Origin of the sequence: Dactylosporangium sp. CA-139114 (assembly GCF_050955725.1) — a bacterium.
Lineage (GTDB): Bacteria > Actinomycetota > Actinomycetes > Mycobacteriales > Micromonosporaceae > Dactylosporangium.
This window is the reverse complement of the sequence record NZ_CP192080.1, coordinates 7,254,528-7,278,631: the sequence shown is the minus strand read 5'-3', so window position 1 is coordinate 7,278,631 and position 24,104 is coordinate 7,254,528. Positions and strand designations below refer to the sequence as shown.

Annotated in this window: 14 protein-coding genes; 12 read left to right on the top strand and 2 right to left on the bottom strand. The window is 75.9% G+C overall.

Annotation, left to right across the window (positions count from 1 at the left end):
- The first annotated feature begins 80 nt into the window (after nt 1-80).
- Together ACQP2P_RS32435 and ACQP2P_RS32430 are read left to right on the top strand one after the other, a co-directional pair.
- Entirely contained in the window at nt 81-1,778 is a 1,698-nt protein-coding gene (locus ACQP2P_RS32435; RefSeq protein WP_433607308.1) for a thiamine pyrophosphate-dependent enzyme, read from the top strand.
- Nucleotides 1,779-1,789: 11 nt separating this feature from the next.
- Nucleotides 1,790-3,568, top strand: a complete 1,779-nt coding sequence (locus tag ACQP2P_RS32430) for an AMP-binding protein (protein WP_433607306.1) — start codon at nt 1,790-1,792, stop codon at nt 3,566-3,568.
- 7 nt (nt 3,569-3,575) lie between these two features.
- Here ACQP2P_RS32430 and ACQP2P_RS32425 read toward each other — a convergent pair whose 3' ends face one another.
- Both ACQP2P_RS32425 and ACQP2P_RS32420 read right to left on the bottom strand, forming a co-directional pair.
- Complete coding sequence (locus ACQP2P_RS32425) at nt 3,576-11,150, bottom strand: type I polyketide synthase (protein WP_433607304.1); 7,575 nt, start codon at nt 11,148-11,150, stop codon at nt 3,576-3,578.
- The gene (locus ACQP2P_RS32420) at nt 11,147-11,704 is read right to left on the bottom strand and encodes a GNAT family N-acetyltransferase (RefSeq protein WP_433607302.1); all 558 of its coding nucleotides are present in this window, start codon (nt 11,702-11,704) and stop codon (nt 11,147-11,149) included. The genes ACQP2P_RS32425 and ACQP2P_RS32420 overlap by 4 nt, the downstream gene beginning before the upstream one ends.
- Nucleotides 11,705-11,887: 183 nt before the next feature.
- Here ACQP2P_RS32420 and ACQP2P_RS32415 point away from each other — a divergent pair, with 183 nt between their 5' ends.
- Genes ACQP2P_RS32415 through ACQP2P_RS32370 form a run of 10 tightly spaced genes read left to right on the top strand, consistent with a single transcriptional unit; the run spans nt 11,888 to nt 24,091 of the window.
- Nucleotides 11,888-13,486, top strand: coding sequence for a class I tRNA ligase family protein (locus ACQP2P_RS32415; protein WP_433607300.1), 1,599 nt, complete (start codon nt 11,888-11,890; stop codon nt 13,484-13,486).
- Nucleotides 13,483-14,757: a lysine N(6)-hydroxylase/L-ornithine N(5)-oxygenase family protein gene (locus tag ACQP2P_RS32410; RefSeq protein ID WP_433607298.1), complete on the top strand. Its 1,275-nt coding sequence runs from the start codon at nt 13,483-13,485 to the stop codon at nt 14,755-14,757. The genes ACQP2P_RS32415 and ACQP2P_RS32410 overlap by 4 nt, the downstream gene beginning before the upstream one ends.
- Nucleotides 14,754-15,149 (top strand): cupin domain-containing protein, encoded by a 396-nt coding sequence (locus ACQP2P_RS32405; RefSeq protein WP_433607296.1) that lies wholly within the window; start codon nt 14,754-14,756, stop codon nt 15,147-15,149. The genes ACQP2P_RS32410 and ACQP2P_RS32405 overlap by 4 nt, the downstream gene beginning before the upstream one ends.
- Nucleotides 15,146-16,252, top strand: coding sequence for an NAD(P)/FAD-dependent oxidoreductase (locus ACQP2P_RS32400; protein WP_433607295.1), 1,107 nt, complete (start codon nt 15,146-15,148; stop codon nt 16,250-16,252). The genes ACQP2P_RS32405 and ACQP2P_RS32400 overlap by 4 nt, the downstream gene beginning before the upstream one ends.
- Nucleotides 16,253-16,286: 34 nt before the next feature.
- Complete coding sequence (locus ACQP2P_RS32395) at nt 16,287-17,366, top strand: TauD/TfdA family dioxygenase (protein WP_433607293.1); 1,080 nt, start codon at nt 16,287-16,289, stop codon at nt 17,364-17,366.
- A 27-nt stretch (nt 17,367-17,393) separates the two neighbouring features.
- Nucleotides 17,394-18,800 (top strand): FAD-binding oxidoreductase, encoded by a 1,407-nt coding sequence (locus ACQP2P_RS32390; RefSeq protein ID WP_433607291.1) that lies wholly within the window; start codon nt 17,394-17,396, stop codon nt 18,798-18,800.
- Nucleotides 18,797-19,945: a hypothetical protein gene (locus tag ACQP2P_RS32385; RefSeq protein WP_433607289.1), complete on the top strand. Its 1,149-nt coding sequence runs from the start codon at nt 18,797-18,799 to the stop codon at nt 19,943-19,945. The genes ACQP2P_RS32390 and ACQP2P_RS32385 overlap by 4 nt, the downstream gene beginning before the upstream one ends.
- A 33-nt stretch (nt 19,946-19,978) precedes the next feature.
- Nucleotides 19,979-21,553: an HAL/PAL/TAL family ammonia-lyase gene (locus tag ACQP2P_RS32380; protein ID WP_433607287.1), complete on the top strand. Its 1,575-nt coding sequence runs from the start codon at nt 19,979-19,981 to the stop codon at nt 21,551-21,553.
- A 43-nt stretch (nt 21,554-21,596) separates the two neighbouring features.
- On the top strand, nt 21,597-22,847 hold the full coding sequence (locus ACQP2P_RS32375) for an ATP-grasp domain-containing protein (RefSeq protein ID WP_433607285.1): 1,251 nt from the start codon (nt 21,597-21,599) through the stop codon (nt 22,845-22,847).
- On the top strand, nt 22,844-24,091 hold the full coding sequence (locus ACQP2P_RS32370; protein WP_433607283.1) for an MFS transporter: 1,248 nt from the start codon (nt 22,844-22,846) through the stop codon (nt 24,089-24,091). Before ACQP2P_RS32375 ends, ACQP2P_RS32370 begins: the two co-directional genes overlap by 4 nt.
- The last annotated feature ends 13 nt before the right edge of the window (nt 24,092-24,104 follow it).

The window sequence follows — 24,104 nt, the reverse complement described above, 5'->3', positions numbered from 1 at the left end:
CGGGTGCCTTGTCGTGTGGCCTGGACCGGCCCCTGCGGCGCACCTAGACTCGCACTCCGATGCCGAGCGGAGGGAGAGCTGTGTCATCAGCCACGGGGGGCGAGGCTTTGGCATTGCAACTGCGGCACGAGGGCGTCCGGGATGTGTTCGGCATTCCCGGCGTCCAGCTGGACGCGGCAACCGACGGTCTGTGGCAGGTCCGCGACGACGTCCGCTTCGTGACCGCCCGCAACGAGCAGTCGGTGACGCACATGGCCGACGGCTACGCACGCATCAGCGGCCGGCCCGGTGTCGCGCTGGTGGTGCCCGGACCCGGCGCCCTCAACGCGCTGACCGGCTTGGCCACCGCCTACGCGTGCGGTTCGCCGGTGCTGCTGATCGCCGCGCAGATCCCGTCGCATGCGATCGGCGCCGGCCACGGGCTGCTGCACGAGCTGCCCGACCAGACCGGCCTGCTGCGCCGGCTCACCGCGTGGTCGGCGCTCGCCGACCGCCCCGAGGCGGTCGCGCCGCTGCTGGCCGAGGCGTTCGCCCGGCTGCGGGCCCGGCCGGCGCGGCCGGTGGCGCTCGAGGTCCCGCAGGACGTGCTGGACGCGCGCGGGCAGATCGAGCTGGTCGATCCCGTCGCCCCAGACGCCCCGCCCGCCCCGGACCCGGTCGATCTGGCCGTCGCCGCCGAGGTGCTGCGCTCGGCCCGCACGCCGCTGATCTGGGCCGGCGGCGGCGCGATCGGGGCCGCAACGGAGGTGCGCCGGCTGGCCGAGCGGCTCCAGGCGCCCGTCGTCATGAGCACGGGCGGCCTCGGCGTCCTGCCGAGCCGGCACCCGCTGGCGATGACGCCGCTGCACGCCCGGGCCTTCGTCCGGCACGTCGACGCGGTCCTGGTCGTGGGCAGCCGGTTCATCGACCGCCGGGCCATGCCCCGGTTCCCCGCGCCGGACGCGCGGTTCGTCTACCTCAACACCGACCCGGTGGCCTTCGGGCCGCCGCGCCGGCCAGGCGTCGCGCTGCACGCCGACGCCGCGGTCGGCCTGCGGGCCCTGCTGGCGGAGTGCGACGTCGCCGGGGGGCGGCCGTCCCGCGCGGCCGAGGTCGCGGCGGTGCGCGACTGGGCCGGGACGCAGCTGCGCCACATCGAGCCCCAGCTGGGCTGGGTGTCGGCGCTGCGCGCCGCGCTGGCGCCGGACGCGGTCCTGGTCACCGATCTCACCCAGGTCGGCTACGTGCTCCCGCTGGCGTATCCGGTCTCGCGACCGGGGGAGCTGATCACCCCGGGTTACCAGGGCACGCTCGGCTACGCGCTGCCGACCGCCATCGGGGCGGCCCTGGCCCGGCCGGGCAGCCGCGTCGTCGTGCTGAGCGGTGACGGCGGCCTCGGCTACGCCCTGGCCGAGCTCGGCACGCTCGCCCGGCTCAACGCCGACGTGACGGTCGTCGTCATGGCCGACGGGCGCTTCGGCAACGTGCACCGGGCCCAGCGGCAGCGCTTCGGCCGCAGCCTCGGCACCCGGCTGGCCAACCCGGACTTCGTCCGGCTGGCCGACGCCTTCGGCGTGCCCGCGGTCCGGGTCCGTGATCCCGAGGGGCTCTCGGCGGCGCTGCGGGAGTCGGCCGCGACCCCCGGCCCGGCGCTCATCGAGGTGCCGGTCGGCGAGATGCCGCACCCGTGGCACCTGCTGATCGATGCCGTCGCACCCCCGGTGCCGGTGGCGCCGTCCCCGCTGGACGGACCGACCGCGCCCGGAGTCGACAACGCCACGGCCCGCCCGGCCCAATGACAGGAGCCCCGTTGACCGGCAACCAGACCCACCGTCCGGCCGAGTTCCGCCGCACGGTCACCTCCTCGCTGGCCGAGCTCGCCGCCCGGCGGCCGGACGACGTCGCCGTGGCCGAGGCGGGCGGCGCCGAGCTGACCTACGCCGCCTGGCACGACGGCGTGGCCCGGGTCGCCGCCCGGGTGTCGGCGCGCGTCGCGGCGGGATCGGTGGTCGCCTGCCGCTTCGCCGACGACGACGGGACCGGCGCGGCGCTCGCCGTCCTGGGCACGGTCGCGGCGGGCTGTGTGGCACTGCCGCTGTCCGACCGGTTCCCGCCGCCGATCGCCGCCGCGGCGCTGGAGCGCTACGGCGCGCGCCTGGCCATCGCCGGCGACGGCCGCTCGGGCACGGACCTCGGCGTGCCGGGCGTCGCGCTGGCCGACCTCCTCGCCGCACCCGCCCCCGACGGGCCCGGCGAGCCCCTCGGCGACCTGGCCGGCCGTGCCGGTGCGGGCGGCATCATGATCTACACGTCCGGCACGACCGGGGAGCCGCGCAGCGTGCTGTGCGACCAGGACCATCTGCGGGAGTGGCTGGACCCGCGGCGGCACCGCGACGGCGCGACCGGCCTGCACCCCTTTCCCTTCGACACATCCGGCGGCGTCGGCGCGATGCTGCAGGCGGCCGGCGGCAGCCCGGCGGTGCACGTGCCCCCGCTGGTCGCCGCCCGGTTCGATGAGGCCCTGCGGCGGTACCGCCCCAGCCGGGTCACCCTCGTGCCGGCCCAGGTTCGCGCGCTGCTGCGCCACGGTGCGCCCGGTTCGGCGGCGTCCGGCGGGGTGCGGCGGGTGGTGCTCACCTCCGGGCGCTCCGACGCCGGCGTGATCCGATACGTCCGGACCCGCTTCGCGCAGGCCACGGTGACCAACTCCTACTCCTCGACCGAGGCCGGCATCGCCGCCACCCACCGCTCGTATCCGCCGCTCGCCGCCGGCGGTGCGGCGGCCGCGGAGGCGGCCGAGCCCGGCGGCGCGACCTGCGTCGGGCACCCCGACGCCGACACCGAGGTGCGCATCCACTCGGCCGGCCGGGCGGTGCCCGCGGGCCAGGAGGGCGACGTCTGGCTGCGCGCGATCGCCGCGCCCAGCCGCCGCTACGCCGACGCGGCCGGGAGCGAGGTGTTCAGCGACGGCTGGGTGCGCACCGGCGACCGCGGCTACCTCGACGGTGACGGCGCGCTGTTCCTGACCGGCCGCACGGCCGACCTGATCGACCGCGGCGGCATCAACGTCGCGGCGGCCGAGGTCGAGGCCGCGCTCTGCCGGCACCCGGCGGTCCTGGAGGCGGCCGTCGTGGGGCTGCCGGCCGAGAGCCTCGGCGAGCGGATCGCCGCCGCCGTGGTGACGTCCGAGCCGGTCGCGCCGGCGGACCTGCGCCGCAGCGTGGCCGGGCACCTCGGCGAGCTCAAGGCCCCCGATGTCGTGGTCGCGCTCGCCGAGCTCCCGCTCAACGCCATGTGCAAGGTGGACAAGGGGACCCTGCGGGAGCTTCTGGCCGCGGCACAGGCCGAGCCGGCCGGCGCGTCGGGCGCGGACTCGGACGCCGCCGTGGCCGCGGCGTGGTCGGCCACCGTCGCCGGCGAGGACTTCTTCGACGCCGGCGGCGACTCGTACACCGCGATCCGGCTCGCCGCACTGATCCAGGAGGCGACCGGCGTGGCCGTCGACCTCATGGACGTCTACGAGTTCTGCACGGCCGAGGCGCTGGCCGCCGAGGTCGGCCGGCGCGCGGCCGAGGCCCGCGCGGGCTGATCGCCGCTCAGCCCGCCTCGGCCAGCGCGCCGGCGAGCGCCTCGACGGTGTCGTACTCGAAGAGGGCGGTGCTGGGCAGGCGGACGCCGAGCCGCTCGGTCACCCGGGCGGCGAGCTGCAGCGAGGTGAGCGAGTCCAGGCCGAGGCCCCAGATCCGGTCGTCGGGGCCGATCCGGTCCGGCGAGGCGTGGCCGAGGACCGCCGCGAGCTCGGTACGCACGACCTCCAGCACCTCCCGCCGTCTCGAGCCCTCATCGCCGCGTGGTGCGGGGCCGAGGGGCGCCGTGGCGGCCACCGGCGCCGGCGGCGGAGCCAGGAGGGGCGCTGTCGCGGGGACCCCGGGCAGCGACACCGGCAGCCCGTGGCGCAGCGCCAGGTCGAACAGTGCCAGGCCGGTCGCGCCGGAGAACGACGGCACCCCGATCCCGGCCAGCCGGCGCCGGGCGAGCGGGTCGAGACCGGCGGCCATGCCCGCGTCGATGTCCCACACGCCCCACGCGAGGGACTGCGCCGGCAGGTCCCGGGCCCGCCGCCGCTGGGCGAGCGCGTCGAGGAACGCGTTCGCGGCGCCGTAGGCCGCCTGACCGAAGCCGCCGAGTGTTCCCACCGCCGAGGAGAAGAGCACGAACGCCGCGAGATCGGTACCGAGGGTCAGCCGGTGCAGGTTCAGCGAGCCCTCGACCTTGGGGCGCAGTACCGCCGCCAGCTGTTGTGGTGTTGCTGTTGCCAGCGTCGCGTCGGCCGCGGTCCCGGCGGCGTGGATGACGGCGGTCAGGGGGTGCACGGCCGGAATCCCGTCCAGGACGGCGGCCAGCTGCTCGCGGTCGGCCACGTCCGCGGCGGCGAGCCGGGCGTGCGCTCCCGCGTCGGCGAGCCGCCGGAGCAGGTCCCCGGCGCCGCGGCCGGCCGTGCGGCTGAGCAGCACCAGGTGCCGGACGCCGTGGTGCTCCGCGAGGTGCACGGCCAGCAGCCGGCCGAGTCCGCCGGTGCCGCCCGTGATGAGCACGGTGCCGTCCGGGTTCCACGGCCGCCGGTCGCCGGGCCGCCCGTCCCGGGTCATCGGCTCCAGCTCCGGCCGGAACGCGGTCCCGCGCCGCACCGCGAGCTGCGGCAGATCCAGACCGAGCGCCAGCTGTACCGCCGCGGCGTGGTCGGGCTCGTCGACATCGACGATGCTCAGGCGCCCGGGCGACTCCCGCTGGGCCGCGCGGACGAAGCCCCAGGCGGCCGCGCCGGCCAGGTCGGCGACCGTCTCGCCGGCGTCGACGGCGACCGCCCCGCGGGTGACCACGGTCAGTGGCGCGTCCCCGATGGCCAGCAGCCGCGTGGTGACCGCGAGCACCGCGGCCCCGACGTCGGCGTCCTCGGCCCGGTGCGGGGCCAGCACGACCACCTCGCTCGCCCGCCGTGGGCCGGTTCCCGCCGGGACGGCCCGCCAGACCGGCCGGGACAGCGCGACGGCCGGCTCGGCGTGGCCGAGGCGGGCCACCGGCGCGCCGCCGGAGTCGGTCACCGTGGCGCGATATGCGGCACCGACCGGCGTCAGGGTGATCAGCAGCTCGCCCGCGGCGCTCGCCGCGAAGCGCACGTCGCGCAGCCGTCCCCAGGCCCCGGCCGGCGCCGCCCGGCGGGCGAGGAGGCCGAGCAGGTCGCTGCGCCAAGTGGAGCCGTCGGGCCGGTCGGCCGCGGGCTCGGGCAGCCGGTCCCGCACCGGCTCCGGACCGCCCGACGCCGGCGGATCCGCGTCCGGATGCGGTGCGTCGGCGCCGAGCGTCGCCGTGGCGTTGCGGGCCCACGCGCCGCTGTCGTCGCACCGTCTGGTGTGGACGGTCAGCGCCCGGCGGCCGGCATCCGCGGTCACCCGCAGGTCGAGCCGGCCGGTCGCGACGGGCTCGCCCGGCACGAAGTCGGCGACGACTGGGCGGCCGAGGCGTCCGGCGGCCTGCAGGACCCAGTCGGCGACGAGCTCCGGCCCCGACGGCCCGACCGTGACGGTGCCGGCGAGCAGCGTGTCGCCGGTCGCGGGCAGCTCGAGCACCGAGGAGTACAGCGCGGCGGGGCGTCCGAGCCAGAACCGCTCGTGCTGGAACGGATAGGCCGGCAGCGCGACGGGCCGTCCGGAGGCGTCGGCGGTGGCGCGGTACGGCCGCACGTCCGCCCCCGCGACGTAGAGCTCGGCGAGCGCGTCGGCCAGCGCGTCGGGCTCCGGCCGGCCGGGGAGCACGGCGGCGGCGAAGGTGGCGTCGGCTCGGCACCGCCGGCCCAGCGTCGCGAGCGTACGCCCGGGCCCGATCTCGAGGTGATGGCGCACCCCGAGCGCGGCGAGGGCGTCGATGCCCTCCCGGAAGCGCACCGTCCGGCGCGCCTGCGCCACCCAGTATGCCGGCGAGCACAGCGTGTCCGGGCCGGCGAGGCGCCCGTCGACGGCGCTGATCACCGGGATGACCGGCGGGTGGTAGTCCAGGGCGCCGGCGATCTGTGCGAACTCGTCGAGGATCGGGTCCATGGCCGCCGAGTGGAAGCCGTATTCGCCCGGCAGCCGCCGCACCCGGTGCCCGTCCGCCCGCAGCTCGCCCTCGATCGCCGCGATCGCCTCGGCCGTGCCCGACAGCACCGTCTCGGCGGGGCCGTTGACGGCGGCGATCGCGAGGAGGGCCGTCCGTCCGGCCAGCCACCGCGCCGCGGCCGGCTCGTCCAGGGCGACCGCGAGCATCGCACCGGTGCCGCGGCACCGCTCCATCAGCCGGCCCCGCGCTTTGACGAGCGTGCACGCGTCGGCCAGCGACAGCACCTGGGCGATGTGGGCCGCGGCCAGCTCGCCCAGCGAATGGCCGAGCAGCGCGTCGGGCACGACACCCAGGTCCTCCAGCAGCCGGAACAGCGCCACCTCGAAGGCGAACAGGGCCGGCTGCGCGACGTCGGTGTGCTGCAGCGAACCGTCCACCGGTCCGAGGTGCGCGGTGACGTCCGCCAGCGCGCGGGCGAAGGCGGGGTAGCGGGCGGCGAGCTGCCCGCCCATGCCCGGCCGCTGGCTGCCCTGGCCGCTGAACAGCAGCGCGAGGCCGCCGCGGCGGGCCTGGCCCACGAGAACCGACGGGTCGCGGCGACCTTCGGCGAGCGCCGCGAGGCCGCCGGCGTCGACCACGGCGCGGTACTGCAACGCGGCCCGGCCGGTGCCCAGCGAGTATCCGACGTCCGCCGCCGCGGTGCCCGGGTGCTCGTCGAGGTGCCGCCGGAGCCGGGCGGCCTGCTCGCGCAGGGCGGTCTCGGTGCGGGCGGACAGCGCCCACACCGATCGGCCCGCGGCCGGCTCGCGGCCCGGCACCGCGGGGTCGTCCGGCGCCTCCTGCAGGATCACGTGCGCGTTGGTGCCGCTGATGCCGAACGACGAGACCCCGGCCCGGCGGGGCTGCACGCCGCGCGGCCAGGCCCGGCTCTCCCGCAGCAGCTGCACGGCACCTGCCGGCCAGTCCACGTGCGGCGTCGGCCGGTCCACGTGCAGCGTCGCGGGCAGGACGCCGTGCCGCATCGCCATGAGCATCTTGATCACGCCGGCGATGCCCGCCGCCGCCTGGGCGTGGCCGAGGTTCGACTTGAGCGAGCCCAGCCACAGCGGCGCGGCCCGGTCCCGGCCGTAGGTGGCGAGGATCGCCGTCGCCTCGACGGGGTCGCCGAGCGCGGTGCCGGTGCCGTGCGCCTCCACGGCGTCGACGTGCCCGGGGCCCAGCCCGGCATCGGCCAGCGCGGCCCGGATGACCCGCTCCTGCGCGGGCCCGCTCGGCGCGGTGAGCCCGTTGCTCGCGCCGTCCTGGTTGACCGCGGTGCCGGCGACGACGGCCAGCACCGGATGCCCGTGGCGCCGGGCCGTGGACAGCCGCTCGACCAGGACCAGCCCCGCGCCCTCGCTCCAGCCCGTGCCGTCGGCGTCGGCGGAGAAGGACCGGCACCGCCCGTCCGGCGACAGCGCCCGCTGGCGGCTGAACTCCACGAACAGCATCGGCGTCGCCATCACGGTCACCCCGCCGGCGATCGCCCGGTCGCACTCGCCGCCGCGGACGGCCCGAACGGCGAGGTGCAGCGCCACCAGCGACGACGAGCACGCAGTGTCGACGGTGACCGCCGGGCCGCCCAGGCCGAACTGGTAGGCGAGCCGCCCGGTCAGGACGCTCGGGGCCGTACCGGTCAGCAGGTGCCCTTCGACCTCGGGCGGTACCGCGTCCGGGGGCGGGCCGTAGCCCGACGGCATCGCGCCGACGAAGACGCCGGTGCCCGGCCCGGCGGCCGACTGCGGGTCGATGCCGGCCCGCTCGAACAGCTCCCAGGTCAGCTCCAGCAGAAGGCGCTGCTGCGGGTCCATCGCGAGCGCCTCGCGGGGGCTGATCCCGAACAGGGCCGCGTCGAATCCGGCGGCGTCGGCGAGGAAGCCGCCGCCGGTCGCGTAGGTGCTGCCGGGCCGGTCCGGGTCCGGATGCACCAGCCGTTGCAGGGGCCAGCCGCGGTCGGCCGGGAAGGCGGGCTCGGCCGCGCCGCCGCCGTCCACCATCCGCCACAGCGCCTCCGGGGAGTCGACGCCCCCGGGCAGGCGGCAGGCGGCCGCCACCACGACCACCGGGTCGTCGCGTTCCGGCCCGGGTGCCGCCGGGCCGGCCTCGGGGACCGGCTCCGGTCCGGGGCGCTCGAGGCCGTGCAGGAATGCGGCCAGCGCCTGCGGCGTCGGTGCGTGCAAGACGGTGCCGGCGGGCACCGCCACGCCGAGCTCGGTGCTCAGGGCCCGGCACAGCTGCACCGACCGGGGCGAGTCCATCCCGAGGTCGCGCAGCGGCGTGTGGACGTCGACGCCGTCCGCCGTCGCGTGCCCGAGCAGCGCTGCCACGTGCCGGCGGACCAGGACCACGAGTTCGGGTAGCGAGCGATGGGCGGCCGTCGCCGGTGCCGTCCCGGTCGGCGACGGTGCGGCCAGGTCGAACCAGTACCGCCGGCGCTCGAAGGGATATCCGGGCAGCCGCGGCCGGCCGGGCCCCGGCCGGGGCACCATGGCGCGCCAGCCGACGGGCACCCCGGCGGCGTACGCGGACGCCGCCGAGAGCAGGAACCGGTCCAGCCCGCCGTCGTCGCGGTGCAGCGTGCCGAGGACGGCCGGGGGCCGCGGTCGCTCCTCGGCCAGCTCGGCCAGGCTGCCGGTCAGGGTGGCGTGCGGGCCGATCTCGACGGCGACGTCGTGGCCGGCGGCGAACGCCGCGCGGATCGCCCGGTCGAGGCGCACCGGGCGGCGCAGGTTGGTGTACCAGTAGTCCCCGTCGAACGCCGGCCCGTCCGGCCCGTCACCCTCCACTGTGGAGTAGAGCGGGATGCGCGGCGGCCGGGGGCGCAGGCCGGCCAGGGCGGCGACGAGCGAGTCCCGGAGCGGCTCCACGGCGGCACTGTGGGACGCGTAGCCGACGTCGAGCAGCCGGGTGCGTACCCCGCGCCGCCCGAGCGTCTCGCGCAGCGCCTCCAGCGCCGGTAGCGGCCCGGCCAGAACGGTCGCCTCCGGCCCGTTCACCGCAGCGAGCGACACCGGCCCGTCGTCGCCGAGCATCGCCTGGGCGCGGTCGGACGGCAGCTGCGCGGCGAGCATGCCGCCCGTGCCGTCCAGGCCGGCGAGCAGCCGGCTGCGGACAGCGACGACCCGGGCGGCGTCGTCGAGGGTGAGGGCGCCCGCGACGTAGGCGGCCGCGATCTCGCCCTGGGAGTGCCCGACGACCGCGTCGGGGGTCACGCCGCAGGAACGCCACAGGGCCGCCAGCCCGGCCATCACGGCGAACAGGGCGGGCTGCACCACGTCGATCCGGTCGAGGTCCGCCGCGCCGAGCAGCGCCTCCCGCACCGCCCCGCCGGTGTGCGGGCGCAGTGCCTCGGTGCATGTCTCGACCTCGGCCCGGAACACGGCCGACTCGGCCAGCAGCCGGCGGGCCATCCCCGGCCACTGGCCGCCCTGGCCGGGGAAGACGAACACGGTCCGCGCGCGGCCGTACGCGGCGCCGGTCACCGCGGCCGGGTGCGGTTCACCCGCCGCCACGGCGGCGAGCGCGCCGGTGAGGGCGTCCCGGTCGCGGCCGACGACGACCGCCCGGTGCTCGAGCGTGAGGTGCCGGTCGGTGAGGGCACCGGCGACCGCCTCGCACGGCGGCGGCGCAGCGTCCGAGCTCAGCGCGGCCAGCAGGTCGGCGGCCCGGCGGCGCAGGGCGCCCGGCGTCCGGGCGGCCAGCACCCAGGGCGTCGCAGCCGCGGCGGGAGCGGCGGGCGGGGGCTCGTGGCGGATCGGGGCCGGGTCGCCGGCCTCGCGCAGCACCAGGTGGCAGTGCGTGCCGCCGACGCCGAAGGAGCTGACCCCGGCGATGCGGGGCGCACCGGCGGCCGGCCACGGCTCGAGGCGCGTCTGGACCTGCAGTCCGAGGGCGTCCAGGGACGTGCCCGCGGGCGGCGCGGTGAAGTGCAGGCTGGCCGGCAGCTCTCCGGCGGCGATGCCCAGCACGGTCTTCACCAGCCCGGCGATGCCGGCCGCGGCGCCCAGGTGCCCGATGTTCGTCTTCACCGACCCGACCCGCAGCCGGGGCGTCCCGGCGGGCGCGGCGTGCCGGGGCGCGGCATGGACCGCGCCGAGAGCCGCCGCCTCGGTCGCGTCGCCGAGCGGGGTACCGGTGCCGTGCAGCTCGACGTACTGCACCGCGGCCGGTTCGACGCCGCTCGCGGCGAGCGCCGCCCGCACGACGGCCGACTGCCCGGCGGCGCCCGGCACGCCCGTGGCCCCGGCATCGCCCGCGTTGTTGACCGCGCCGCCGGCGATCAGGCACAGCACCCGGTCACCGTCGGCGAGCGCGTCGCGGTGCCGCTTGAGCACGACGATCGCGCCGCCCTCGCCGGGTACGTACCCGTCGGCCCGGGCGTCGAGGACCCGGCAGGCGCCGCTCGGGGAGAGCGCGCCGAAGCGGGCGGGCTCCAGGAACGACTCGGCGGCCAGGTGCAGGTGCACGCCGCCGGCGATGGCGATACGGCCCCGGCCGAGGCGCAGTGCCTCGGCGGCGAGGTGCACCGCGACGAGCGAGGAGGACTGGCCGGTGTCCACGCTCAGGCTGGGCCCGGTGAGCCCGAAGCAGCGGGAGACCTGGTTGGCCACGAGACCGCGCTGCAGGCCGGTGAACGTGTGCGGGCCGATCGCGTCCGGCCCGCGCCGGTGCACGAGGGTGGCGTAGTCGCCCGATGCGACGCCCACGTGCACCGAGGCGTCGCTGCCGGCCACGGTGTCGGCGGGGATGCCGGCGTCCTCCAGCGCGGCCCAGACCAGCTCGAGGACGACCCGCTGCTGCGGGTCCATGGCGGCGGCCTCGCGCGGTGAGATGCGCAGCAGCGCGGCGTCGAAGCCGGCGACGTCGTCCAGGAAACCGCCCCGGCCGGGTACCGCGGCCGTGTCCCACCGATCGGCCGGCACCTCGGTGACGGCGTCGCGCCCGTCCCGCAGCAGCCGCCAGAAGGCCCCGGCGTCGGCGGCGCCGGGGAACCGGCAGGCCAGGCCGACGACGGCGACCGGCTCGGTCGCGCTCATCCCTCGAGACCGTGCCGGTGCTTGACGTCCTGCCAGTCGTCCCGGGTCGCGCGGTGCACCTCGAGCAGCATGCCGGTGCCCGGCCGCACGACCTGCGAGTGGAACGACATCCCGAGCGCCTGGTTCATGTTCCGGGCCGCCGTGTTCGCCGGCAGGAACACCCCGGCCACCCCTGGAGCATTGAGAACCTCGAATGCAAAGTTCATGATGGGAACCATCGCCTCGAATGCGAGTGCCTTACCCCACCATTCGGCGACGACCCGCACGCCGACCTCCAACAATGGGGCCAGCTCGGGAATCGTCTGCGGCACGTGAACGCCCGCATAGCCTCCGATCACGCCGCTTTCGCGCTCCCGGATCGCATAGGCGCCGAAGCCGTTCGTCTCCCATTCGAGCACGATCTCGCTCAACCGGCCCAGCGCCATCGACGGGGTCGGTGGCCGGCCGTAGCCGAATCGCACGAGCTCCGGCCGGGCGAGGAGGGCGACGAAATCCTTGGCGAGTTCCGCCGTCCACGGCGTGAGGACAAGCCTGCGCGTTCCCATTTCCGACATGCATCCCCCGATATACAAGTCGATTGCAGAAGTTAGTCGATCACCGCGCGGCTGCCACTGCCATCCTAGAATCTGAGAAGTCTCAATCCCCACCTGCGAAATTGTCCATCATTGACATCTGCCAATGATCATGGTTGAGTAGTCGCGGTCGACATGGTGAATGCGAGCGGGGGGCTGCTAACCATGCGAAACGTCATCGTCCTGCCGCATCCGCGCGTCTTCCTGGTCAGTTCGACCTACCACACGCCGAACGGCCCGCTGCACCTCGGCCACGTCTCCGGCCCGTTCATCAACGCGGACGTGGTCGCCCGCCACCTGGAGCTGCAGGGCCATCGCGTCTTCCGGGTCTCCACCACCGACGCTCGCGAGTCCTACGTCGCGCTCGAGGCCCGGCGGCGCTCGCTGAGCCCCGAGCGCGTCGCGACCCACTTCCACGACCTCGCGGCTGAGACGCTGGCCCGCCTGGCGATGCCGCAGGACTCCTTCTTCAACACCCACGACCCCGGCCGCCGCGAGCGCTACCACGAGACCAGCCGGCGCATCGCCGAACGCCTGGAGTGCAGCGGCCGCGTGCGGCACTCGCGCGTGCGCTACCCCCGCGGGTCCGCGACCGGGCAGTTCCTGGTCGGCGGCTTCGTGCTGGGCAACTGCCCCCGCTGTGACGCCGGTGTGGCCGGGGCCTGCTGCGAGGACTGCGGGCTGTGGTTCTCCACCGACCAACTACGCGACCCGCGACCGCGCCTGGCCGGCGACGGGCCGCTGACGTGGGCCGAGCGGGGCGCCGCCGAGCTCGACGCCACCGCGGCCTTCACCCTGGCCAATGTGGCGCCCCGCTTCCCCGCCGACTACCACGTCCTGTACGAGGACTACCTCAAGTGGAACGGCCCGGCCCTGCCCCTCACCCACCCGCTCGGCTGGGGCGTTCCGTGGACCGGCCCGGATCGCGAACCCGAGGTCGTCCACCACAGCTACGCCATCGGGGCGCACGCCTCGATGCATGCGGTGGCGGAGGAGTTCGACCGGATCAGCGGGCTGGGCGATCCGTTCGACCCGGCGAGCGGCATCACCAAGATCACGACTGGCGGCTACGACGCCGTGCTGCCGTGGATGTTCCACGTCGCGATGATGGACGAGGCCGTTGCCTGGGAGCCGTTCGACCACCACATCATCACGCGGTACATGCTGCTCGACGGCGAGAAGTTCAGCACCAGCCGCCGCCACGCCATCTGGGCGCACGACTACGTGCGGGCCGGTCTGCCGGTCGACGCGCTGCGCATGTATCTGGCGACGATCAGCCCGAGCGTGACCGACGCCGACTTCCGCCTGGCCCCGTTCGCCGCCTACGTCACCGACGTGCTGCTGCCCCGGGTGGTGCGCCGCACGGAGGAGGCCGCCGGGCGCATCGCCGAGCCGGCGGAGCCGTCCGCCGCGGCCGCCGACCGGGCCCGGCACGCCGTGGACGCGCTCGGCCGCGCGCTCGACCCGGCCTCCTTCGACCTGCGTCGGGCCGCCGCCGTCATCCACGACTGGTGCGCGGGCGAGGCCGCCGTCACGGAGCCGTACTGGTGGTGCCGGGTCATGGCCGTGCTCACCTACCCGGTGATGCCGTCGTGGTCCATGCGGCTGTGGCGATGGCTCGGCACCGACGGCGACCCGCGCCTCGCGGCGCTCGGGGAGCGGACGCGGCCGCGGCACGGCGAGCCGCTCGGCCTGCCGGACCTCGCCGTCGACCCGGCGGTGCTGCGGACCGTCGCCCGGCCCGACGACGTCGCGATCCCGTGACCGGGCCCACCGGCGACGACGTCCTCGACGTCGTCGCGATCGGCGCCGGCCCGGCCAACCTCAGCCTCGCCGCACTGGCCAGCACCGTGCCGCGGCTGCGCCTGGCCGTGCTGGAGGCGCAGCCCCGGCTCACCTGGCACGAGGGGATGCTGCCCCGGCGGGCGTATCTGCAGGTCTCGCCGCTCAAGGACCTCGTCACGCTGGTCGACCCGACCAACCCGTTCTCCTTCCTCAACTTCCTGGCCCGGCACGGGCGGCTCTACAGGGCGCTGATCTCCCACCGCTACCGGGTGACCCGGCAGGAGTTCGCGCAGTACTACGCCTGGGTCTGCGCCTCGCTGCCCGCGGTGCGCACCGGCGTCCGGGTCGAGGACGTCGACCACGACGGCGAGTGCTTCGTCGTCACGGCGGGCGGCCGGCGGCTGCGGTCCCGGCACTTGGTGGCTGGCGTCGGCCGGGAGCCCAGCGTTCCGGACGCGGCGCGCGAGCTCCTCGGCGACGACGTCTTCCACACCTCCGCCTACAGCCTCGCCGACCGGGTCTGGACCGGCCGGCGGGTGCTGCTCGTCGGCGGCGGGCAGAGCGGCGCCGAGGTGTTCCTGGACCTGCTCGACGGCGCCGGACCGGCCGCGGTGACGTGGGTGACGACCCGCACCGGACTCCGGCCGCTGGACGACTCCCCGTTCACCAACGAGCTGTTCAACCCGCGCTACACCGAGTTCTTCACCCGGCTCGGCGATGCTGCCCGCGCCGGGCTGCTCCGCGACCACCTGCTGGCCAGTGACGGCGTGTCCGAGGACCTGCTCGGCGAGATCTACGCCCGCCTCTACGACAACGACTACACCGCCGAGCGCCCGCTGCGCCATGCCGTGCTCGCCTCGACCCGGCTGGTCGGCCTTCGCCGGTATGAGGGGGCGTACCGGGCCACCGTGCGGTCCGAGCTCACCGGGCGCCACACGGAGATCGACGGCGACGTCGTTGTGCTCGCCACGGGCTACTGCCGACGTGGCCCGCGGCTGCTGCGCCGGCTCACCGGCGACGAGGACCTGCCGGTGGCAACCGCCGACTATTCGGTACCACTGGACGGCATCAAACCCGGAAAGCTGTTCGTGCAGAACGCGGCCCGCAGCTCGCACGGCCTCGCCGACTCCAACCTCGCCCTCGTGCCCTGGCGAAGCGCCACGATCCTCAACGCCGTGCTCGAGCAGGAGCACTTCGCGACCCGGCCCGGCGACGCCACGGGCGATCCAGCCACCGGACATCTGCCATGAGGGAGGAGACGGCCACGGAGCCGAACACGCACGGGGCCCGGCTGTCCGCAGCGCCGACCGAGGCCAACGCCGCGCCGCTGCTGCACTTCGCGCTCGGCTACCGGCAGGCGGACGCCCAGGGCGGCACCTACACGTTCCCGGCGGGGGCGCGGACACCGGAGGCGCTCGAGGCGTTCTGGGACGAGCTGCTGCCCGGCGCGTGCAGCCCGCGTGACCAGCACGACGCGGTGGAGCTGTGGTTCATCGCGGCCGGACGCGGGCGACTGGTCCTCGACGGCGCCGAGCACGACCTGGCGCCGGGGGCCGCGGTGCTCATTCCGTCGCAGGCCGTCCACCAGGTGTGGTGCGTCGGGGACGAGCCGCTGGTGACCTACTCGCTGGCCTGGGCATGACCGCCGGCCGCGCGGACCTGGTCGTGGTGGGCGCGGGCGTCATCGGCTGCATGGTCGCCCTGCTGTACCGCCGCGCGCATTCCGGGGCCGAGATCATCGTCGTGGATCGCGGCGCGGCGGCCGGCGGCGCGAGCGGCGCCTCGCTCTGCGCCGCGATCCCGGCCGCGCCGACGGCGACGCTGCGGGCGCTGGTCCGGCGCAGCGACGCGCTGTTCGCGGCCATCCCGGTGCTGGCCCGGCACCTGCGCCACTACGCCGCGCTGTACTGCGTCTCCCCGCAGCGCGTGGCGGACTTCCGCGGACAGCTGGCGGTCGCGGACTTCGTGCCGGCCGCGCCCGCGCAGTGGAGTGCCGCCGAGGCCGTCTACGGCCCGCTGGCGCGCGACGCCGGGCGGGTGGTGCTCGACGGGCGCCGCCACGCGTACACCTTCGACGTGACCGCGTTCGTGCACGCGGCCCTGCGCGCCCCGGAGCCGATCGCCCGCCTCGTCGAGGGCCGGGCCGTGGCCGCCGTACGCCGCGACGGCGATCGGTGGTCGGTCGAGACCGGCGACGGAGTCCTCGCCCGGGCGCGCGCCGTCGCCCTGTGCACCGGGCCGTGGACCGCCCCGCCAGTCACCGGCCCGGACCGCCACTGGGCGCCGCCGCCCCCGAGCCTCCGCCGGATCGTCAGCCTCCGGGTGGCGCTGCCGGGCCCGGCCGCCGACGCGGGCAGTGCCGGCAGCGTCATCTGGGTGGACGAGTCGGTGTCGCTGATCCCGGCCGCCGGCGGCGCCGCCTGCTACGTCAACTTCACCCGCGGCGACTGGCCACCCGCTGCCGCCGGTGTGCACCGCGCCGCCGCCGGCCGTCCGGTGGCGCCGGCCGAGTTCACCGACGACGACCGCGCGGCCGGTCTCGCCGCAATCGCGCGGCTGTGGCCCGGGCGGCCCGCGTCCGGCGTCGGCGGGCTCGCCGGCCACGACTCGTACACCCCGGACCGTCACCCGCGCATCGACCGGCCCGCGCCCGGCGTCGTGTCCGTCACCGGGACCTCCGGGGCCGGCGTGCGGCTCGCCCCGGCGCTCGCCGAGGACGCGGTCCGCGACCTGACCGCCGCCTGACCGGCAACCGCACCACGGGGGAGAGGAAGTTCCATTGGCCGATCGAATCGCGCTCACCGACGAGACCGCCGCCCGGGAATCGGGCACACCGGCCGTCTGGCGGATCGACGCCAGCAGCGCCGGCCCGGCCACCGTCGCCGAGTGGCTCGCCGAGCGCCGCGAGCGGATTGTCGCCGCGCTGCACCGCGACGGCGCGCTGCTGCTGCGGGGCTTTCCGCTGGTGGCAACGCCGGAGCAGTACGCGACCGCGATCGTCGCGGCGCTGCCGCACCTGCGCGACTACGTCGGCGGCACCTCGCCGCGCACCCGCCTGCACGGGCGGATCATGACCGCGACGGAGACGCCGCCGGACTGGTCCATCCCGCTGCATCAGGAGATGGCCTACACCAGCAACGGGCCGCACCGGATCGCCTTTCTCTGCCTCGAACCGGCGTCCGGCGGCGGGGGACTGTCGCTGCTGGGCGACATGGGCGCGGCGCTGGGGGCGCTCGCGCCGGACGTGCGCGCCGAGTTCGAGGCCCGCGGGCTGCGGCTGCGCCGGGTGCTGCCGTCGCGGGACGACCCGGGCTGGAAGGCGGGCGTGAAGAAGTCGTGGCAGGAGGTCTTCGACACCGGCGATCGCGACGAGGTCGGCCGGATCTGCGCTGACCGCGGCTGGGACGCGGACTGGATCGACGACACCACCCTGCGGCTGACCCAGGAGACGATGGCGGCGACCCGGGTCCACCCCGTGACCGGGCGGACGGTGTGGCACAACCAGGCGCACTTCTTCGCCCCGGCCAGCATGATCGCGTGGGCGGCCCGCGACGGCCGGGCTGCCGACGAGCGGGCGCTGCGCGCGGCCTACGCCGGCGAGCCCCACCTGGTCGACAACGTCGTGTTCGGCGACGGCGAACCGGTCCCGGCCGAGCGGGCACTCGCCATCTCCGCGACCCTGGCCGCGCTGGAGCGCGGCGTCGCCCTGGAGCGCGGCGACGTGCTCATCGTCGACAACATCCTGACCGCGCACGGCCGTTCGGCGTTCCGCGGCGAGCGGCGCCTGCTGGTCGCGCTCGCCGACGAGCCCGCCTGGCGGCCCGCCACGGTGCCGGAGGCGGCATCCGGCCCGGCCTGACCCGTATCCGACCCGACGGGGGAGACGATGACGACCTATCTGCCCGACGGCGCGCCCAGGGCCGGCGACGGCCTCGGCGCGCTGGGACCACGGCTCGCCGAGCTGTTCGGCGAGCGCTTCCGCCGCGACGGCGAGGAGCGGCGCCGGCACTGCGCCACCACCGGCTGGACGGCGCCCGAGCCGCCCGACGGCGTGGTGTACGCCGAGTCGGTGCAGGACGTCCGCGACGTGCTGCGGCTCTGCGCCGAGCACCGGGTGCCGCTGATCCCGTTCGGCGGCGGCACGTCCATCGAGGGCCAGGTCAACGCGCCGCAGGGCGGTCTGAGCCTCGACCTGAGCCGCCTCGACCGGGTCGTCGCGGTGGCGCCCGACGAGCTGACCGTCACTGTCCAGCCGGGCATTCGCCGCGAGGCGCTGAACGCCCGCCTGGCGCCGTACGACCTGTTCTTCCCCGTCGACCCCGGCGCCGACGCCACGCTCGGCGGCATGGCCTCGACGCGGGCCAGCGGCACCCGGGCCGTCGGCTACGGCACCATGCGCGACAACGTGCTCGCCGCCCGGGTCCAGCTCGCCGGCGGCGAGGAGATCGCCGTGGGCACCGCCGCCGCGAAGAGCGCCAGCGGCTACGACCTGCTGCGGCTCTTCGTCGGCGCGGAGGGCACCCTCGGCGTCTTCACTGAGCTCACCCTGCGGGTCTACCCGCTTGCCGAGCACGTCGCGGCCGCGACCGCCGTGTTCCCGTCCGTCGCCGCGGCGGTGGCCGCGGCGATCGCGATCCGCCGGCAGGGGATCCGCCTCACCCGGGTGGAGCTGCTCGACCGCGCGTCGATCCGGGCGCTGAACCTGCACCTCGGGCTCGGACTGCCCGAGGAGATCCACCTCTTCCTCGAGATCAGCGGGGCGGCCGTCGGCGTGGAGAGCGACCTGGTGCGGCTCGTCGCGCTGCTGGACGGTCTCGGCGCGACCGGCGTGCGCTCGGCCGATGACACCGAGCGCAGCGCCGAGCTCTGGCACGCCCGGCACGAGCTGTGGTGGGCCACCCACGCCATGTTCCCGGGCCGGGCCGGTCTGCCGACCGACGCCTGCGTGCCGCTGTCGCGCCTCGCCGAGTGCATCGGGTTCGCGATGGCGGAGGCGGAGCGGCTGGGCGTCGAGGCCCCGCTGTGCGGCCACGTCGGCGACGGCAACTTCCACATGCTGGCGATGGTCGACCCGGCCGACGCCGACGCCCGCCACCGGGCCCGGCGGCTGTCGATCGCGGTCGCCCGGCGCGCGGTCGAGCTGGGCGGCACCTGCACCGGCGAGCACGGTATCGGACAGGGCAAGCGGCACCTGCTGCGCATGGAGCACGGTGCCGCGGTCGGGGTCATGGCGGCCGTCAAGGCGGTGCTCGACCCGCTCGGCATCCTCAACCCCGGCAAGATCTTCCAGTGACGGCACCCGCGTTGGACGTCGAGACGGTCCGGTCCGCCGGCGACATCCCCGAGCAGCGGTGGGACGCCTTGGCCGGCGGGCTCTACGGCAGCCACCGCTGGCACCGGTTCCAGGAGCGCGAACGCGCCGGCATCGACGCCCGCCACCTGATCGCGTCCCGGGCCGGCGAGGCCGTGGCGGCGCTGCCGCTCTACCGGCTGCGCGACGAGACGCACGGCGCCTACCGCCTCGGCGAGCTGCTGCCCGAGTCCGTTGCCCGCGACGAGCACCACGTTCTGCTCGGCAACCGGCACGGGTACAACAACGGCCTGCTGGTCCGGCCCGGGACGCCCGAGCCGCAGCGCCGGGAGGTCTTCGGCCGGCTGCTCGAGCGGGCCGGTGCGTGGTTCGACGAGCGGCAGGTGCCCACGGCGTGGTGGCCCTACCTCGACGACGAGGGCGTGGCGACGCTGCGCCCGCTGCTGGCCGGCCGGGTGCCGCTCCTGCTGGGCTGCGAGGCCGCGCTCGCGCTGCCCGGCGACGGGTTCGCCGACTACCTCGGCATGCTGTCGCGCCGCCGGGCCCGCGCCGTGTCCGCCGAGCGCGACGCGTTCGCCCGCCAGCGGTACCACATCGTCGAATGCCGCCTCGGCGAGTGCGTCGAAGACGTGGTCGCCCTGGGGCTGCAGACGACGGCCAAGTACGGTGGCAGCGGGCTGAGCACCGCCGCCGCCCGCCGCATGATCGCCCAGCAGGCCGAGGTCCTGGACCCTGTCACGACCGTGCTGTTCTGCGCCGGCGACGACGGCCCGGCCGGCTTCGCCATGCTGCTCGAGCACGGCGACGCCGCCTACGCCCGCACCGTCGGCTTCGACTACGCCCGGCTGCGCTCGGCCTACGAGTACTTCGAGATGCTCTTCTACCAGCCGATCGAGCGCGCCTACCGGCTCGGCCGCCGCCGCATCTGGTTCGGCACCACGTCCTACCGCGCCAAGGTCTCGCGCGGCTGCCTGCTGTACGCGCGCTGGGCCCTGCCCGTGCGCGTCGCCGCCTGGCCGGACAGTGCGGTCCGGCGCCACAACCGCGAGCTCGTCGCCCGGCTCGAGGAGGAGCTGGGAACACTGCGCCGTGCCCTTCCCTACGACACGATCCTGCCCCACTGCTAGCCGGAGCCATCCGGATGTGAGGAGTCAGCCGACATGCTTACGCTCAACGGGCAGAGCCTGACCGTGGACGACGTGAACGCCGTGGCCTACGGCGGTGAGCACGTCACCATCGACGACGACTGCCTCAAGGCCGTCGAGCGCGCGCACGAGCGGGTCCAGGCGTGGGGCGCCGACCAGCGCCCGATGTACGGCGTCAACACCGGCTTCGGCGAGATGGCCCACGTCGCCGTGCCCGCCCGCTACCGCACCGAGCTGCAGGTGAACCTGCTGCGCGGGCACGCGGCGGGCGGTGGCGCGCCGCTGCCGGAGCCGGTGGTGCGCGCCGTCATGCTGGCCCGCGCCAACTCGCTCGCCAAGGGCCACTCGGGCGTCAGCGTCGCGACCCTGACCCTGCTCGTCGACCTGATCAACCACCGCGTCCACCCGGTGATCCCGGAGCAGGGCTCACTGGGCGCGAGCGGCGATCTGTCGCCGCTGAGCCACATGGCCCTGCCGCTCATCGGCGAGGGCGAGGTCTTCCACGAGGGCGCCCGCCGCCCGTCGCGCGAGGTGCTGGACCAGCTCGGGCTGCGGCCGGTGGAGCTGGGCTTCAAGGAGGGGTTGGGGCTGGTCAACGGCACGTCGGCCATGACCGGTGCCGCCGCGTTGGTCATCGTGGAGGCGTATCGGCTGGTCAACGCGGAGATCCTGCTCTCCAGCGTGCTGACCCAGTGCCTGCGCGGCTCGACCCGGGCCTTCGACGCCCGCGGCCACGAGCTCAAGGGCCACCGCGGGCAGATCGCCGTCGCCGAGCGGCTGCGCGACCTGCTGGGCGGCAGCGAGCTGACCCGCCAGCACGCCGAACTGATGTCGGCGATCGAGGAGCAGCGCATCGACGAGGTGGTGGACACCGGGGTGTACCTGCAGAGCGCCTACTCGGTGCGGTGCGTGCCCCAGGTCATCGGGCCGGTGCTGGACACGCTGCAGTTCGTGCGTGGCATCGTGGAGACCGAGCTGAACTCGTGCAACGACAACCCGCTGATCTTCGAGGAGGCCGAGGCGTCGTTCCACGGCGGCAACTTCCACGGCCAGTACGTGGCCGCGGCCTGCGACTACCTGGCGATCGCGCTCACCGAGGTGGGGGTGCTGGCCGAGCGGCAGATCAACCGGCTGGTCGACCCGGCGCTCAATGGGGAACTGCCGGACTTCCTGGCCCTGTCCGGGTCCGGGCTGGCGATCGGCATGATGGGCGCGCAGTACCTCGCCACCAGCGTGGCGTCGGAGAACCTGGACCTGGCGGCGCCGTCGTCGGTCAAGAGCATCCCGTCCAACGGCCAGAACCAGGACATCGTCAGCATGGGGCTCAACGCCGCCCGGCGTTGCATGCGGCTGGTGGACAACGTCTCGACTATCCTCGGGGTGCTGGGCGCGACGTGCCTGCAGGCATCGGCCATTGTCGGTCCGCAGCGGCTCAGCCCGAGCGGCCGGGAGTGGTACGGTGCGCTGACCGGTGCCGTCTCGCCCCACCGTGAGGAAGCGCCGATCTATCAGCAGCTGCAGGCCAGCCGCGACTTCCACCGCACCGGAGCCGGGGCCGAAATCGCGATGCGACTGGTCGGCGCCTTCTGAGGGTCAGCGCCGGGCCGCACCGTCCACCGAGGGAGACAACCGCATGACGACGGACACCGTCGTGTACTACAACCTGCGCAACGATCCGGTGGAGCACACGCCGGCGCTCACCGCGGCGCGGGACCTGGGACTGCGGGTCGTGCTGGTGGCCGGGCCGCAGTGCCCGGCGCCGCCGCCGGGCCTGGTCGACAGGGTGCACGCGATGGCCGCGCCGTTCGGCCCGGCGGCCGTGGAGCAGGGCGTGCGGCTCGCCGCCGAAGCCGGCGCGCGCGGCATCGTCACCTGGAGCGACACCGACGTGGTGACGATCGCCGAGATCGCCGGGCGGCTGGGCCTGCCCGGGCCCACGGTCGCGGCGGCCCGCCTGGCTCGCGACAAGCACGCCGGGCGGGCCGCCATGGCCGCGGCCGCGCCCGATCGCATTCCGCGCTTCCACCCCGTCCGCACGCCGCAGGACGTGGCGGACGCGTGGGACGCGATCGGGCCCGGGGGCGTGCTCAAGCCGGCCTCGGGCGCCGGCAGCGCGGGCGTCGTGCGGATCGGCACCCGGGCCGAGGCCGACGCCGTCGCCGCGCGGCTGTTCGGCTTCGCCCGCACGCAGACCCACCCGCTGTTCGCCGACGCCCCCGGCGAGCTGCTGTACGAGGAGTACCTGCAGGGCCCCGAGTACAGCGTCGAGGGCTTCGTGTCCGGCGGCGGCGTGCACCTCGCCGCCGTGACCGACAAGACGACGGACACGGCGAGCTTTCTCGAGGTCCAGCACGAGCAGCCCACCGCCCTGGACGCCGCCGCCGTGCGCGACGTCGAGGCGCTGACGGCCAACGTGGTGGCGGCGTTCGGCCTCGACGACTGCACCTTCCACCTCGAGTGCAAGGTGTCCGGCGGCCGGAGCAGGCTCGTCGAGATCGCCGCGCGCACCGGCGGCGACTACATCGGCTCCCACCTCGTGCCGGCGGTCACCGGTACGAGCTTCTACGGCAACGTGCTACGAGTGGCGACCGGGCGGCCGCCGCTGCCGGCGGAGCCCGCCGCCGGCCGGTACGCCGCGGTGACCAGGATCGTCGCCCCCCGCGCGGGCGTCTACGGCGGGACACCCGGCCTCGGCAAGGTCCGCGAGCGGCCTGACGTCGAGTTCGCGGTGGAGCACCGGCCGCCCGGCACGCGGGTGGCCGTCCCGCCGGACGACTACGCCGGCGCCCTGCTCAGCACCGCGCTCCTCGTCGCGCCCGGCCGCGGCGAGCTCCGCGACGCCGTGGCCGAGGTCCGCGAGCTGCTCGCGCCCGACCTGCGGTGACCGGCGTCCGCTCGCCGAGCCCGGTCGCCGAGCCCGGCGCGCGGCGTCGCGGCCTCGCCCTCGGCGCGGCCTTCCTGCCCTACGCCATGGGCAATTACGGCGCCCTGTCCGTGCTCGCCCCGCTGGTCGACGGCTGGCTGCACTCGGCCGCGCTCGTCGGCGCGGCGCTGCTCACCCTGGCCGTGGGCGACGGCCTCGGCGGCCTGCTGCTGACGAGCCGGCTGCACCGGTGGAGCTACCGCGGCGCGATGGTCACGAGCATGACGGTGGCCGGCGCGGCACTCGCCGTCCTGGCGAGCGCTCCGCCGGCGGCGGTCACCATCGGCGCGCTCGCGGTGACCGGGGTCGGCGGCAGCGTGTACGGCATCCTGGGCCGCACCTTCGTCGCCGAGACGACCAGCGCCGCGAAGGACCGGCACCGGGTCTTCTCGGCCGTCCAGGTCGCGGTCTGCATCGGCGCGGCGGCCGGACCCGCGCTCTTCGGCCTGCTGCTCACGCTCGGCCGGCCGCGGCTGGTGTTCGTGGTCGGCGGCGCGCTGTACTGCACGGCCGGGCTGATCCTGGCCGCGCTCATGCGGGATCGCCGCCGTCCGGGCCGGGTCGCCACCCGCTGGCCGGTGAGCCGGGAGTCGATGGTGCGGCTCGCCCGCAGTCCCGTCGCCGTGCGGATCCTGTGCCTGGTCGCCGTCGGCAGCGCCCTGGACCGTCAGTTCTACTCGGCGTTCGCGCTGTCCGCCGGCGGGGTCGTCGACGCCAACCAGCGCGCCAGCCTGTTCTGGGTGAACGCGCTGCTCGTCGCCGCCCTGCAGGTCCCGGTGTCGCGGGTGGTCGAGCCGCTGCTCGGCCGCCCCGGCCGCATGGTCGCGACGATGGGGGCCGGGGTGATGCTGTTCGCGCTCGCGTTGAGCGTGATGGGCCTGGCACCGCTCTGCTTCATGACGCTCATGCTGGTCGTGGTGGTCTTCTCGATCGCCGAGACGGTGTATACCCCCACGGTGTCGACCGCCGTGGCGCAACTGCCCGCGGGCAGCGTGCTCGAGGCGTTCGGCGTCCGCCAGATCGTGTGGACCGCGGGCGGCGGCCTGGGCGTGCTGCTCGGCGGGACCGTCTACCTGAGCACCACGCGGTCGCACCCGGAGTACCTGTACTGGCTCGTGCTCGCCGGCCTGGCCCTGGCGGCGGCGTCGGCGCTGGTGGGCTGGCAGGCGATCGCCTCGCGCGGGGACCCGTCCGGGCAGCGGTGACGCACCGCCCGCC

Coding starts and splice junctions, on each gene's coding strand:
- ACQP2P_RS32425 (WP_433607304.1), bottom strand. CDS start 11,150: ATGAGCGCGACCGAGCCGGTCGCCGTCGTCGGCCTGGCCTGCCGGTTC.
- ACQP2P_RS32420 (WP_433607302.1), bottom strand. CDS start 11,704: ATGTCGGAAATGGGAACGCGCAGGCTTGTCCTCACGCCGTGGACGGCG.
- ACQP2P_RS32415 (WP_433607300.1), top strand. CDS start 11,888: ATGCGAAACGTCATCGTCCTGCCGCATCCGCGCGTCTTCCTGGTCAGT.
- ACQP2P_RS32405 (WP_433607296.1), top strand. CDS start 14,754: ATGAGGGAGGAGACGGCCACGGAGCCGAACACGCACGGGGCCCGGCTG.
- ACQP2P_RS32400 (WP_433607295.1), top strand. CDS start 15,146: ATGACCGCCGGCCGCGCGGACCTGGTCGTGGTGGGCGCGGGCGTCATC.
- ACQP2P_RS32390 (WP_433607291.1), top strand. CDS start 17,394: ATGACGACCTATCTGCCCGACGGCGCGCCCAGGGCCGGCGACGGCCTC.
- ACQP2P_RS32380 (WP_433607287.1), top strand. CDS start 19,979: ATGCTTACGCTCAACGGGCAGAGCCTGACCGTGGACGACGTGAACGCC.
- ACQP2P_RS32375 (WP_433607285.1), top strand. CDS start 21,597: ATGACGACGGACACCGTCGTGTACTACAACCTGCGCAACGATCCGGTG.